This window comes from Conexibacter woesei DSM 14684 (assembly GCF_000025265.1).
GTDB lineage: Bacteria > Actinomycetota > Thermoleophilia > Solirubrobacterales > Solirubrobacteraceae > Conexibacter > Conexibacter woesei.
In genome coordinates, this window is sequence record NC_013739.1 from 4,598,273 (window position 1) to 4,609,651 (window position 11,379).

The window sequence follows — 11,379 nt, forward strand, 5'->3', positions numbered from 1 at the left end:
GACACGCCGCGCGCCCTACAGCCGCGCCGGCTCCTCCAGCAGCTCCGTGACCGTCACCAGGAAGCGGGCGGCGTCGGCGCCGTAGATCACGCGGTGGTCGCTGGTGAGAGTGAGCGTCGCCAGCGAGACGGCGGCGATCGTGCCGTCGGGGCGCGGGACGGCGGTCGGGCGCAGCGCGCCGACGGCGAGGATCGCGGCCTGTGGCGGGTTGATCACCGCCTCGAAGTGGCGGACGCCGAGCATGCCGAGGTTCGACACCGTGAAGGTGCCGTCGGCGAGCTGGGCGGGGGCGACGCTGCGCTCGCGCACCGCGTCGACCAGGGCACGGGTCTCGCCCGCGATCTCGGCCAGCGGCTTGCGGTCGGCGTCGTGGATCGTCGGGACGACGAGCGCGTCGCCCGCCGCGACCGCCATCCCGACGTTGACGCGATCCCACTCGTGGAAGCCTCCCGCCTCCGCGTCGAAGCTCGCGTTCACGCGCGGGTGCGCGCGCAGCGCCAGCGCGACGGCGCGCAGCACCATGTCGTTGAGCGACGGCGCCGGCGTGCCGCCGGCCGCGCCGCCAGCCGCCTTCAGCCGCGCCCGCAGCGCGACCGCCGCGTCCAGCTCGACGTCGGCCGCGACGGTGAACGCGGGCACGCCGCTCGTCGCCTCGACCATCCGGCGCGCGATCAGCCGCTGCGTCCGCGTCGCCTTCACGAACGTCCCGCCCGCGACGGCGCTCACGCCCCCGCCCCGCCCTCGATCCGCACGACGACGTCGCCGACGGCGCACTCCTGCCCCGTGGCGACGAGGACCTCGGCGACCGTGCCGTCGACGCCGGCCTCGACCTCGAACGCCGCCTTGTCGCCCTCGACCTCGACGACCGAGTCACCCGCCGCGACGGTGTCGCCGACCGCGACCAGCACGGCGAGGATCTCCACCTCGACGGTCGACATGCCCATCTTCGGAATGTGGATGTCGGTCATCGCGCAACCTCCTGACGGGCGGTGAGAACGGATCGGACGGCGGCGGCGAGCTGCTCGCGGCTCGGCAGCAGCGCGACCTCCAGCTCGACCGCGAACGGGATCGGGGCGTCGGCGCGCGTGACGCGTCTGGGCGGCGCCACGAGCGCGCCCGCGAGCTCCTCCGCCGCCGTCGCGACCACCTCGGCCGCGAGCCCGCACGTGCGGTTGGTGTCGTCGACCACGACGAGGCGGCCGGTCTTCTCGACCGACGCCCGCAGCCCCTCCCAGTCGAACGGGTACACCGTCCGCGGATCGAACACCTCGGCCGACACGCCGTCCTCGGCCAGCGACTCGGCGACCGCGAGTGCGTCTCTGACGAGATGGCCGACGGCGACGATCGTGACGTCGTCGCCGGCGCGGTGGACGCGGCCGACGCCGAGCGGGATCGGCGCGGCGTCGTCGGCGACCTCCTCGCGCGTGCCGAGCGCGGCGGCCGGCGCGAACAGGACGACCGGGTCGTCGTCGCGGATCGCGCTGACGAACAGCCCGTACGCGTCGGCGGCGGTCGCCGGCACGACGGTCTTGACACCGGCCTGCGCCAGCAGCGCGTACGGGTGGTCGGAGTGCTGCGCCGCGAGCCCGAGCCGCGCGCCGGAGCCGGGCACGATGTAGGTGACCGGGACCTTCGCCTGCCCGCCCGTCATCAGGCGGAACTTCTGCGCCTGGTTGACGATCGGCTCGAACGCCGTGAACAGCAGCGACGGGATCTGGTACTCCACGACCGGCCGGTGGCCGGCGAGCGCGGCGCCCATCGCGAAGCCGGTGAACGCCTGCTCGGAGATCGGCGTGTCGATGATCCGCTGCGGGCCGAACTCCTCCGTCAGCCCTCTCGTGATGCCGCGCAGCGACGCGCGCACGTCCTCGCCGAGGACGAACACCCCGGGGTCGCGCGTCATCTCGTCGCGCAGCGCCTTCGCCAGCGCCTGCTGGTATCGCATCCGGGCCATCAGGCCACCACTCCCTCGCGCGGCGCGGGGCCACTCGCATAGACGTAGTCGCGCGCGGACGACGGCTCCGGGCGCGGGCTCTCGCGCGCGAAGGCGAGCGCGTCGCGCAGCAGCTCCTCCACCTGCGCGTCGATCGCGGCGACCGCATCGGCGTCGAGCCGCGCCGCCAGCACGGCGAGCGGGTCACGTTCGCGCCAGCGCGCGATCTCCTCGTCGCTGCGGTAGCCCAGCCCCATCGTCGCCTCGGCGGTGTGGTGGCCGACGAAGCGGTAGGTCTCGCATTCGAGGAACGACGGCCCCTCGCCGGCACGGGCGCGCGCGACCGCCGCGCCCGCCGCGGCCAGCACCGCCTCCGCGTCCATCCCGTCGACTCTCTCCGCTGCCATCCCGTACGCGGCGGCGCGCGCGACGAGCGAGCCGGCGGTCGCCTCCGCCTGCGCGAACGAGACGGCGTAGCCGTTGTTCTCGCAGACGAACAGCACGGGCAGCCGCCAGATTGTGGCCATGTTCATCGACTCGTGTAGGACGCCCTGGTTGACGGCGCCGTCGCCGAAGAAGCAGACCGCGACGCGATCGCTCCCGGCTTGCACGCCGGCCCACGCCGCGCCGGCGGCGATCGGCGCACCGGCCGCGACGATCCCGTTCGCGCCGTAGATGCCGAGCGAGACGTCGGCGATGTGCATCGAGCCGCCGCGCGCGCGGTTGAGACCGGTGGTGCGACCGAGCAGCTCGGCCATCATCCGCGCGACATCGGCGCCCTTCGCGATCACGTGGCCGTGGCCGCGGTGCGTCGAGGTGATCACGTCGTCGTCGCGCAGCGCCGCGCAGACGCCGGTCGCGACCGCCTCCTGGCCGATGTACTCGTGCGTGACGCCGGCGATCTCGTTCGCGTTGACGAGCGTCACGATCTGCTCCTCGAAGCGGCGGATCGTGCGCATCGTGCGGTACAGGTCCGCGCTCATCGCGCCGCCGGCACGGGATCGTGGGGCAGGTCTCCGGCAAGCACGCGCAGGACGTCGTCGAGCGCGCGACCGCGCAGCTCGGCGAGCGCCTGCTCGGAGAACGCCGCCGAGTGGGGTGTGACCACAGCAGACTCCAATCCGATCAGGGGACTGTCTTGGGGAAGCGGCTCGACCTCGAAGACGTCGAGGCCCGCCCCGGCGAGGTGGCCGCCGGCGAGCGCCGCGGCGAGCGCGTCCTCGTCGACGATCTCGCCGCGGCTCGTGTTGACGAGCAGAGCGCCGCGCTTCATCGCCGCCAGCTCGGGCGCGCCGACGAGCCGGTGCGTCGAGGGCGTGAGGGGAAGATGGATCGAGAGCGCGTCGGCGCGCCGCAGCAGGTCGCCGAGGTCGTGCGCGCGGGCCGCGCCGGCGGCGGCGAGCGTGTCCGCGTCGACCGCGGGATCGTGCACGAGCAGCTGCATCCCGAAGCCGCGCGCACGCTCGGCGGCGGCGCGCGCGATCCGCCCGAAGCCGAGCAGGCCGAGCGTCGCGCCACGCAGGCGGCGCATCGTGCCGAGGTCGGCGTACGGCGGCCACAGCCCGGCGCGCATCGCGCGATCGGACGACGGCACGCGACGCGCGCAGGCGAGCAGCAGCGCGAGCGTGTGGTCGGCGACGTCGTCGACGCCGTAGTCAGGCACGTAGACGACCTCGATGCCGCGCGCGTACGCGCCCTCGACGTCGACCTTGTCGTAGCCGCTGCCGCAGCGGGCGATCACGCGCAGCTGCGGCAGGCGGTCCATCAGGGCGGCGTCGACCGTCGCGTGGTAGACGAACAGCGCCGCGGCGCCGCCGTCGCCGGCGGCGGCGATCCGCGCGGGATCGTGGCCGTCCAGCTCCAGCACCGCGCGCCCGGCCGCGGCGATCGCCGCGCGGTTGCCGTCGTCGAACGGGAAGCGGTCGGCGTCGGTCAGCAGCAGCAGCTCTGGCATCACAGCAGCGCGCCGCCGTTCGCGCGCAGGACGTGACCGGTGACGAAGGTGGACAGGGGGCTGAGCAGGAAGACGCATGCGCCGGCGATCTCCTCCGGGCGGCCGAGCCGGCCCAGCAGCGTGCGCTGGCCGATCAGCGCCTTCTGCTCGGAGGTCGCAGACAGCAGGCCGTCGGTCTCGATCGGGCCGGGGCTGACGGCGTTGACGCGCACCTGTGCCGGCGCGGCCTCGCGCGCGAGCGACTTCGTCAGCGCGATCACCCCGCCCTTCGCGGCGGCGTAGTGCGCCGCCGGGCTGATCGAGCCGTACTCGCCGGCCGTCGAGGCGACGTTGACGATCGCGCCTCCGCCGCGCGCGATCATGCCCGGCAGGACGGCCTGGCAGCCGGCCGCGGTCGTCAGCAGGTTGGCGGTCAGCGCGCGCGACCAGGCAGCCGCGTCGAGCGTGTCGTACGCGGCGGCCTCGAACAGCCCGGCGCAGTTGACGAGCCCGTCGAGCGGGCCGATCGCCGCGGCGGCGCGGTCGTGCAGCGCGGCGAACGCCGCGGCGTCGGAGGCGTCGATCGCCTCCGCGTGCAGCGCGGCGCCGGGCGCCGCGTCGCGCAGCTCGGCGGCGGTGCGCTCCAGCGCCCCGGCGTGCAGGTCGGTCAGCGCGACGCGCGCGCCGGCCTCGACCAGCATCCGCGCGATCGCGCGGCCGATCCCGCCGCTGGCGCCGGTCAGGATCACGCTGCTGCCGGCGAGCAGCGGCATGCCGCCGCCGATCGTGCCGGGCGTCGTCTCGACGGTCATCGGTCCTCTCCCTGCGCGTCGCCGAACATCGACGCGGTCAATTCGAGCTGGTCGTGCAGCAGCGCCGCGGCCGCATCCGGGCGGGCGTCGCGGATCGCCTCGATCAGCGGCTCGTGCGAGGCGACGATGCGGCGGAAGTGGGTCGCCGGATCGGCCGCGGCGAGTCGCCGGTTGCCGATCGTGATGACGGTCTGGATGACCGGCGCGATCGCCTGCCACGCCTCGACGAGAAAGCGGCTCCCGCTGCGCTGCACGAGCGCGCGGTGGAAGGCGATGTCGAGCTCGACGAGCCTCGGCGTCGTCGCGCCCTCGACCTCGAAGGCGGCGAGCGCCAGCTCCAGCGGCGCGGTCGGCGCGGCGCGCTCGGCACCCCAGCGGATCGCCGTCCCCTCCAGCTCGAAGCGGACGCGGAAGAGGTCGCGCAGGTCCTCGGCGGCAAAGCCGACGACCTCGGTGCGCCCGTTCGGCAGCGTCCGCACGAGGCCCTCGCCCTCCAGCACGTGCAGCGCGCTGCGGACCGGCCCGCGGCTGACCGCCAGCTCGTCGGCGACGCGCGCCTCGACCAGCGGCGTGCCCGAGTGGAGCGTGCCGTCGATGATCGCCTCGCGCAGCACGGCGGCGACGCGGCCGGAGTAGATCGAGCGGCCGAGCTTCGTCGCGTGCTGGCCGCTGCCGCCGGTCAGCGCGAGCCCGTCGCCGAGCGCGAACGCCTCGGGGCGCGGAGCGAGCGGCGTCATGCGGCCGCTCCGGTCGCGGTCGTGGTCGCCTCGATCACGCGCGCCTCGCTGCCCTCGCCGCGCCTGAACTCGTCGACGATCGCGCCGTCGGCGAGCACCAGGCAGCGGTCGCAGAGGCCGACCAGCTCGGCGATCTCGGAGGAGACGACGAGCAGCGTCACGCCTCTGTCGGCGAGGTCGAGGATCAAGCGGTAGATCTCCTGCCGCGTCTCGACGTCGACGCCCTTCGTCGGCTCGTCGAGCAGCATGATCCGCGGCGCGTTCATCAGCACGCGCGCGAGCAGGATCTTCTGCTGGTTGCCGCCGCTGAGGTGCGCGACGTCGGCTCCTGGCGACGGCGCCTTGATCCGCAGCGACTGCATGAAGCCGGCCGCGGCGCGCTGCTCGCCGCGGCGGTCGACCCAGCCGCCGCGCGAGAGGCCGGAGAGGTTGCCAGCGGTGATGTTCTCGCGCAGCGCGAAGTTGAACAGCAGGCCGGTGCCCTTGCGGTCCTCGGTCAGCATCGCGATGCCGGCGCGGCGCGCAGCGGCGGGGTTGCGCAGCTTCAGTGCTCTGCCCTCGACGCTGATCGTGCCGCCGTGCGGGAGCGATCCGTAGAGCGCGGACAGCAGCTCGGTGCGGCCGGCGCCGACGACGCCGGCGATCCCGATGATCTCGCCTCTGCGGGCGCTGAAGCTGACGTCGCGCAGGACGTCGCGCGGGCGGGTCGGGTGCGGCACGCTGACGTGCTCCAGGCGCAGCACCTCTTGCTCGCCGTGCGCACCGGAACGCGTCGGGTAGAGGTGATCGACCTCGCGGCCGACCATCGCCGCGACGATCGCGCGCTCGCTGAACTGCTCGCGCTCGATCTCGGCGACCTTGCGGCCGTCGCGCAGGACGGTCGCGCGGTCGCACATGCGCATCACCTCGGGGATGCGGTGCGTGATGAAGACCATCGTCGTGCCGGCGTCGCGCAGGCGGTCGAGCACGGCGAACAGCCGCTCGGTCTCGGTTCCGGCGAGCGACGCGGTCGGCTCGTCGAGGATCAGCACGTGCGGCTCGGTCGCGAGCGCACGGGCGATCATCACGAGCTGGCGCTGCGTCGCGCTGAGCGCGGCGACGGGACTGCGCGGGTCGATCGGGATCTCCAGCCGGTCGAGCAGCTCGCCGGCGCGGCGGCGCAGCTCGCGGAAGGAGACGAGCGGCGCGGTGTCGAGGCCGGTCTGGCCGACGTAGACGTTCTCGGCGACGCTCAACTGCTCGACGACCTGGATCTCCTGCGGGACGTACGCGACGCCCTCAGCGCGGGCGGCGGCGGGCGAGGAGAACGTCGCCGTCGCGCCGCCGATCCGGAACGACCCCTCGTAGGAGCCGGCCGCGTGGACGCCGGTGAGGATCTTGACGAGCGTCGACTTGCCGGCGCCGTTGTGGCCGACGAGCGCGTGGATCTCGCCAGCACCGAGGCGGAAGTCGACGCCGCTGAGGGCGGGCACGCCGGCAAAGCGCTTGCCGAGCCTGTCGGTTTCGAGCACGTGGGTCATGGGATCAGGGGTGGCGGTGCGGAGGAGCGCGAGGGCGCTCCTCCGCGTGCGCCGGGTTCGGGTCCTAGAGGTCCTTCGTGGCCGCGTCGGCCTGGTCGAGCATCGCCTCGAATCTCGCGACCTGATCTCGCGTGATGATCGTGGCCGGGAGCGGGTTGTCGTAGGCGACCGACTCGCCCGCGACGAGCTGGTCGAGCAGCTCGGCGGTCTTCGCGCCCTCCTCGAACAGCGGCTGTCCGACGACCGCGAAGACCTTCCCCTCCTTGACGAGGTCGAGGTTCTGGCGGACGTAGTCCATGCCGATGATCGTCAGTCTCTTGCCGGCCTGCTGGGCCGCGCCGGCCCACGTCACGGGGCCTCCGCCGGTCGTCGAGAAGGCGGCGACGGTGTCGGGGTTGGCCTGCAGGATCGAGACGGCCTTCGCCTTCGCGGCGGGGACGTCGAAGCCCTCCTCCTGCGGCTTCAGCACCTCGACGTCAGGGCACTCCTCGCCCATCGTCTCGGTGAAGACTCTCGCGACGAGGTTCTCGACCGTGTTGAACGAGCCCTCGGTGACCGCGACGGTGCCTCTGCAGCCGATCTCTCTGGCGATCGCTCTGGCGGACTCGATCGCGTAGTCGGTCGGAACGGTGCCAGTGACGGCTCTGAGGCCCGGGGCGTCGCCCTCTCTGACCGGGATGTGCCACGAGACGATCGGGTAGTCCCTGCCCCATCTGCCGATGAACGGGTAGGTCGACGGGTCGTAGGCGTAGACGCCGATGCCCTTGATCCCGCCCTTGCTCAGGACGGCGTCGGCGAGCGGCGCGGTCGCCGGCATGTCGAGCGCCTCGGCGCCGACGATCTCGCACTCGTAGCCGAGTCTCTTGCACTCCGACAGGAAGCCGCCCTGCATGATGCGGTGGACTGGGTGGTTGCGCATCGGCTGGACCCAGAGCAGCTTGCCCTTGTCCTCGCCGGCGCCGGCGTCGGCTTGCGCCGTCGTCTCGGCGGCCGCGCCGCCGCTCGTGGCGGTGTCGCTCTTGTCGTCGTCGCCGCTCGATCCGCAGGCGGCGACGGTCAGCGCGGCGAGCGCCAGGGCGATGAGCGCGAGCAGCCGCAGAGGCCGCCCGCTCGGGGTGGTGGGTGAATTCATTTCTCTCCTCTCCAGGGGTTCTTCACTGCGGTGCTACGAGGTGCCGCCGGCGAGCGAGACGCGCCGCCGTGCGATGTCGACGCCGACGGCCAGGACCATGATCAGCCCGACCGCGACGGTCTGCCAGTTGGGGTTGACCCCGACGACGACGAGGCCGCTCTGCACGACCTGCAACAGCAGCATCCCGACGATCCCGGCCGCGACCGTGCCGACGCCGCCGAACAGGCTGACGCCGCCGATCACGACGCCGGCGATCACCGTCAGCTCCCAGCCGGTGCCGATCGACGGCGTCCCGCTGGCGCCGTCGGCGAGCACGAGCATGCCAGCGACCGCCGACAGCGCGCCGACGACCATGAAGCAGGCGATCTTGACGCGCCCGGTGGAGATGCCCACCAGCCGCGCGACCTCTCTGTTGCCGCCGGTCGCGTACAGGTTGCGGCCGACGGTGGTGCGTCGCAGCACGACGTCGGCGACGACGGCGAGCACGACGAGCAGGACGAAGCTCCAGCCGAGGCCGAACAGCACCTCGGCGCTGCCGATCTCGCCGACCGATCTCGGCAGCGGGTAGATCGGGTAGCCGTTGGTGATGACGTAGATGAAGCCTCTCGCGGCATAGAGCATCCCGAGCGTCGCGATGAACGCGGGGATCCCGACGCCGACGACGAGCACGCCGTTGATCAGGCCGACGAGCGCGCCGGTCGCGAGGCCGCCGAGGATCCCGACCGGGACGGGCAGGTTGCCCTTCGTCATCAGCCAGGCGCTGACGATCGCCGAGAGGCCGGCGACGGAGCCGACCGAGAGGTCGAACTCGCCCGCGACGAGCAGCAGCGTCTGCCCGATCGCGATGATCCCGACGAACGAGACGGCGGTCAGCATCGAGCGCACGTTGGTGCTCGACAGAAAGGCCGGCTCGAGCAGCCAGAAGACCAGCACGAGGCCGGCGAGCGCGGCGATCACGCCGGCCTCGCTGATCGCGAGCGCGCGGCGCAGCCGGTTCGGTGCGGCGGGCGGGGCGGCGATCGCTTCGGCGCCGGCCTCCGCCTCCCCCGCGACGGCCGCGGCGGGTGAGCCGCCCGGCTGGTTGCGCTGCAACAGGTTCACGTCTCTTTTCTCCTCGCCGCCGTTCGCTTCCTTCCGGAAAACGAAAACGGTAAACAATTTACGAAGACCGTATACGAAGCGTTGGCGGCGTGTCAACCGGCCGGCGCGGCGGGCGGCGCGGCGGGCCGCGGGGTGGCGGCGGGGCGGCTCCTTCCGCGCCCGGCGCCGGCGAGTCGTGCGGAGGCTCAGACCAGCCGCGCGAGCAGGCCGGCGTCGGCGACGACGGTCGTGCCGTTGACGACGGCGGCCGCGTCGGTGGTGAGCCAGGCGATCACGCTCGCCACCTCCTCCGCGGCGGCAACGCGGGCGATCGTGGTGCCGCGACCCTCCTCCCCCGCGCCGCCGTCGCCGAAGCCGGCCTCGGCCGCCGACAGGCCGCGGCGGTCCAGCTCGCGCCGGCTGAGCGGGGTGTCGACCGCGCCGGGCGCCACGCAGACCGCGCGGATCGCGTCGGGCGCGAGGTCGAGCGCCATCTGCCGCGTCAGCGCGCCGATCGCCCCTTTCGAGGCGGCGTAGGCGGCGTTGTCGGTCATCGACGCGTACGCGTGGACCGAGCCCGTGTTGACGATCACGCCGCCGCCGGCCGCGCGCAGCAGCGGGATCGCGTGGCGGCCGAGGCGGAAGATCGAGCCGACGTTGACCGCCAGCAGCCGGTCGAGATCGGCGTCGGAGACGGTCTCGACCGCATCCGGCGCGACCGCGATCCCGGCGACGTTGACGAGCGCGCGCAGCGGCCCGAGCGCCGCCGCCGCGCCGACCGCCGCCTCGCAGTCGGCAGCCGCGGCGACGTCGGTGGCGCACGCGCGCGCGACGCCGCCGCGAGCGACGATCGCGACAGCGGTGCGCTCCGCCCCGCCGCCGTCGAGGTCCGCGGCGAGCACCGCGTCGCCCGCTTCCGCGAGCGCGAGCGCGGTCGCGCGGCCGATGCCGGACGCCGCGCCCGTCACGATGCTCACCCGTGCGCCTGTGCGTGGAGCCATGCGTGGAGATCCCCTTCCGCGCGAACCGCGCAGTTTCGTATTCGTTTTCTGTTGACAAACTGCTCGCGAACGTAGAGGTTGCAGGCGGCCGCGGTCAAGCGCGGTCGCGCGCGCCGAGCAAGCGCGAGTCGGACGAGCGCGAGCCGGACGAGCGCGAGCCGGACCAGCGCGAGCCGGACCAGCGCGAGCCATCCGGCACCAGCCGCCCACCCTCCCGACCCAGCGAGCCTGCCCGTGACCGATCTCTCCCCCGCCCAGTCGCTGCCGTCCTGCGAGCTGACCACCGCCGAGGCGACCGCGACCGTGCTGCCACAGCAGGGCTGCACGATCCTCACGTTCGTCGACCGCGCCAGCAGCGCCGACGCGCTGTGGCACCGCCGCGCGCACGAGCCGGCGCCGTGCACGCGCGACCTCGGCGCCGCCGCGGCGTCAGCGGAGAGCTTCCTCGACCGCTGGGCCGGCGGCTGGTTCACGATGTTCCCACTCGTCGGCTACCCAGACCCGGGCGACGACCCGTCGCAGCTGGTCCACGGCGAGCTGGTGCGGCTGCCGTGGACGGTCGTCGAGGCGAGCGCGGAGCGCGTCGTCGCGCGCGTCCGGACCGTCCGCAGCCCGTTCGCCGTCACGCGCACGACGTCGCTGCGGGGCGCGACGCTGACGGTCGAGCAGGTCGTCGAGAACGTCGGCGACGAACCGGCCGAGTATCTCTCCGGCGAGCACCCCTGCTTCGCGCGCGAGACGTTCGCCGGCGGGCGGATCGAGCTGGAGCTGGAGGAGGCCGGCGCCGTCGTGCCGGCGCCGCCGTTCGCGCCCGAGGAGGCGCTGCTCGCCACGCCGCAGGCGGTCGCGTGGCCGCACGCGCGCCGCGCCGACGGCGGCACGCTCGACGTCGGGCACGTGCCCGAGCACGCCGACGGCCGCCACGACCACGTCTGCCTGCGCCCCGCGGGCGAGACGGTGACGCTGACCGCGCCGCGCCACGGCCGCGCGCTGCGGCTGCGACGCGACGCGGCCGCTCACCCGCACCTGCTGCTGTGGCAGAACTTCCGCGCCTCGCCCGGCTACCCGTTCTGGAACGACGTCGACACGTTCGCGATCGAGCCATCGTCGAACCCCGGCCGCGCGGCTGCCGAGGCGCGCGCGGCGGGAGCGTTCCGGCGGCTGGCCCCAGGCGCGCGCGTGACCGAGGTCACGAGCCTCGCCTGGGGAGACGCCTGAGCGCGCCGCCGAG

General features: G+C 74.0%; 12 protein-coding genes. 1 reads left to right on the forward strand and 11 read right to left on the reverse strand.

Features of this window, described 5'->3' with window-relative positions:
* Positions 1 to 15: 15 nt before the first annotated feature.
* From CWOE_RS21655 to CWOE_RS21705, 11 genes are all read right to left on the reverse strand, one after another.
* Entirely contained in the window at positions 16 to 726 is a 711-nt protein-coding gene (locus CWOE_RS21655) for a 2-oxo acid dehydrogenase subunit E2 (protein ID WP_012935781.1), read from the reverse strand.
* The gene (locus tag CWOE_RS21660) at positions 723 to 968 is read right to left on the reverse strand and encodes a biotin/lipoyl-containing protein (RefSeq protein WP_012935782.1); all 246 of its coding nucleotides are present in this window, start codon (positions 966 to 968) and stop codon (positions 723 to 725) included. Before CWOE_RS21660 ends, CWOE_RS21655 begins: the two co-directional genes overlap by 4 nt.
* Positions 965 to 1,954, reverse strand: a complete 990-nt coding sequence (locus tag CWOE_RS21665) for an alpha-ketoacid dehydrogenase subunit beta (RefSeq protein WP_012935783.1) — start codon at positions 1,952 to 1,954, stop codon at positions 965 to 967. Before CWOE_RS21665 ends, CWOE_RS21660 begins: the two co-directional genes overlap by 4 nt.
* Positions 1,954 to 2,916 (reverse strand): thiamine pyrophosphate-dependent dehydrogenase E1 component subunit alpha, encoded by a 963-nt coding sequence (locus tag CWOE_RS21670; RefSeq protein WP_012935784.1) that lies wholly within the window; start codon positions 2,914 to 2,916, stop codon positions 1,954 to 1,956. Before CWOE_RS21670 ends, CWOE_RS21665 begins: the two co-directional genes overlap by 1 nt.
* Positions 2,913 to 3,887 (reverse strand): C-terminal binding protein, encoded by a 975-nt coding sequence (locus CWOE_RS21675; RefSeq protein WP_012935785.1) that lies wholly within the window; start codon positions 3,885 to 3,887, stop codon positions 2,913 to 2,915. Before CWOE_RS21675 ends, CWOE_RS21670 begins: the two co-directional genes overlap by 4 nt.
* Positions 3,887 to 4,678: an SDR family NAD(P)-dependent oxidoreductase gene (locus CWOE_RS21680; protein WP_012935786.1), complete on the reverse strand. Its 792-nt coding sequence runs from the start codon at positions 4,676 to 4,678 to the stop codon at positions 3,887 to 3,889. The genes CWOE_RS21675 and CWOE_RS21680 overlap by 1 nt, the downstream gene beginning before the upstream one ends.
* Complete coding sequence (locus CWOE_RS31215; RefSeq protein WP_012935787.1) at positions 4,675 to 5,415, reverse strand: GntR family transcriptional regulator; 741 nt, start codon at positions 5,413 to 5,415, stop codon at positions 4,675 to 4,677. Before CWOE_RS31215 ends, CWOE_RS21680 begins: the two co-directional genes overlap by 4 nt.
* Complete coding sequence (locus CWOE_RS21690; RefSeq protein ID WP_012935788.1) at positions 5,412 to 6,935, reverse strand: sugar ABC transporter ATP-binding protein; 1,524 nt, start codon at positions 6,933 to 6,935, stop codon at positions 5,412 to 5,414. Before CWOE_RS21690 ends, CWOE_RS31215 begins: the two co-directional genes overlap by 4 nt.
* Before the next feature lie 64 nt (positions 6,936 to 6,999).
* Complete coding sequence (locus tag CWOE_RS21695) at positions 7,000 to 8,067, reverse strand: sugar ABC transporter substrate-binding protein (RefSeq protein WP_012935789.1); 1,068 nt, start codon at positions 8,065 to 8,067, stop codon at positions 7,000 to 7,002.
* A gap of 33 nt (positions 8,068 to 8,100) precedes the next feature.
* Positions 8,101 to 9,168 carry an ABC transporter permease gene (locus tag CWOE_RS21700; protein WP_012935790.1) on the reverse strand — a complete coding sequence of 356 codons (1,068 nt, stop codon included), beginning with the start codon at positions 9,166 to 9,168 and terminating at the stop codon, positions 8,101 to 8,103.
* Between the two features lie 185 nt (positions 9,169 to 9,353).
* Positions 9,354 to 10,124 carry an SDR family NAD(P)-dependent oxidoreductase gene (locus tag CWOE_RS21705; RefSeq protein ID WP_049793363.1) on the reverse strand — a complete coding sequence of 257 codons (771 nt, stop codon included), beginning with the start codon at positions 10,122 to 10,124 and terminating at the stop codon, positions 9,354 to 9,356.
* Positions 10,125 to 10,382: 258 nt separating this feature from the next.
* Here CWOE_RS21705 and CWOE_RS21710 point away from each other — a divergent pair, with 258 nt between their 5' ends.
* Positions 10,383 to 11,366 (forward strand): aldose epimerase family protein, encoded by a 984-nt coding sequence (locus CWOE_RS21710; RefSeq protein WP_012935792.1) that lies wholly within the window; start codon positions 10,383 to 10,385, stop codon positions 11,364 to 11,366.
* Positions 11,367 to 11,379: the final 13 nt, after the last annotated feature.

Bases quoted from the DNA above. Each gene is read 5' to 3' on its own strand.
- CWOE_RS21680 (WP_012935786.1), bottom strand. From the start codon at position 4,678: ATGACCGTCGAGACGACGCCCGGCACGATCGGCGGCGGCATGCCGCTG.
- CWOE_RS21670 (WP_012935784.1), bottom strand. From the start codon at position 2,916: ATGAGCGCGGACCTGTACCGCACGATGCGCACGATCCGCCGCTTCGAG.
- CWOE_RS21690 (WP_012935788.1), bottom strand. From the start codon at position 6,935: ATGACCCACGTGCTCGAAACCGACAGGCTCGGCAAGCGCTTTGCCGGC.
- CWOE_RS31215 (WP_012935787.1), bottom strand. From the start codon at position 5,415: ATGACGCCGCTCGCTCCGCGCCCCGAGGCGTTCGCGCTCGGCGACGGG.
- CWOE_RS21660 (WP_012935782.1), bottom strand. From the start codon at position 968: ATGACCGACATCCACATTCCGAAGATGGGCATGTCGACCGTCGAGGTG.
- CWOE_RS21665 (WP_012935783.1), bottom strand. From the start codon at position 1,954: ATGGCCCGGATGCGATACCAGCAGGCGCTGGCGAAGGCGCTGCGCGAC.
- CWOE_RS21675 (WP_012935785.1), bottom strand. From the start codon at position 3,887: ATGCCAGAGCTGCTGCTGCTGACCGACGCCGACCGCTTCCCGTTCGAC.
- CWOE_RS21695 (WP_012935789.1), bottom strand. From the start codon at position 8,067: ATGAATTCACCCACCACCCCGAGCGGGCGGCCTCTGCGGCTGCTCGCG.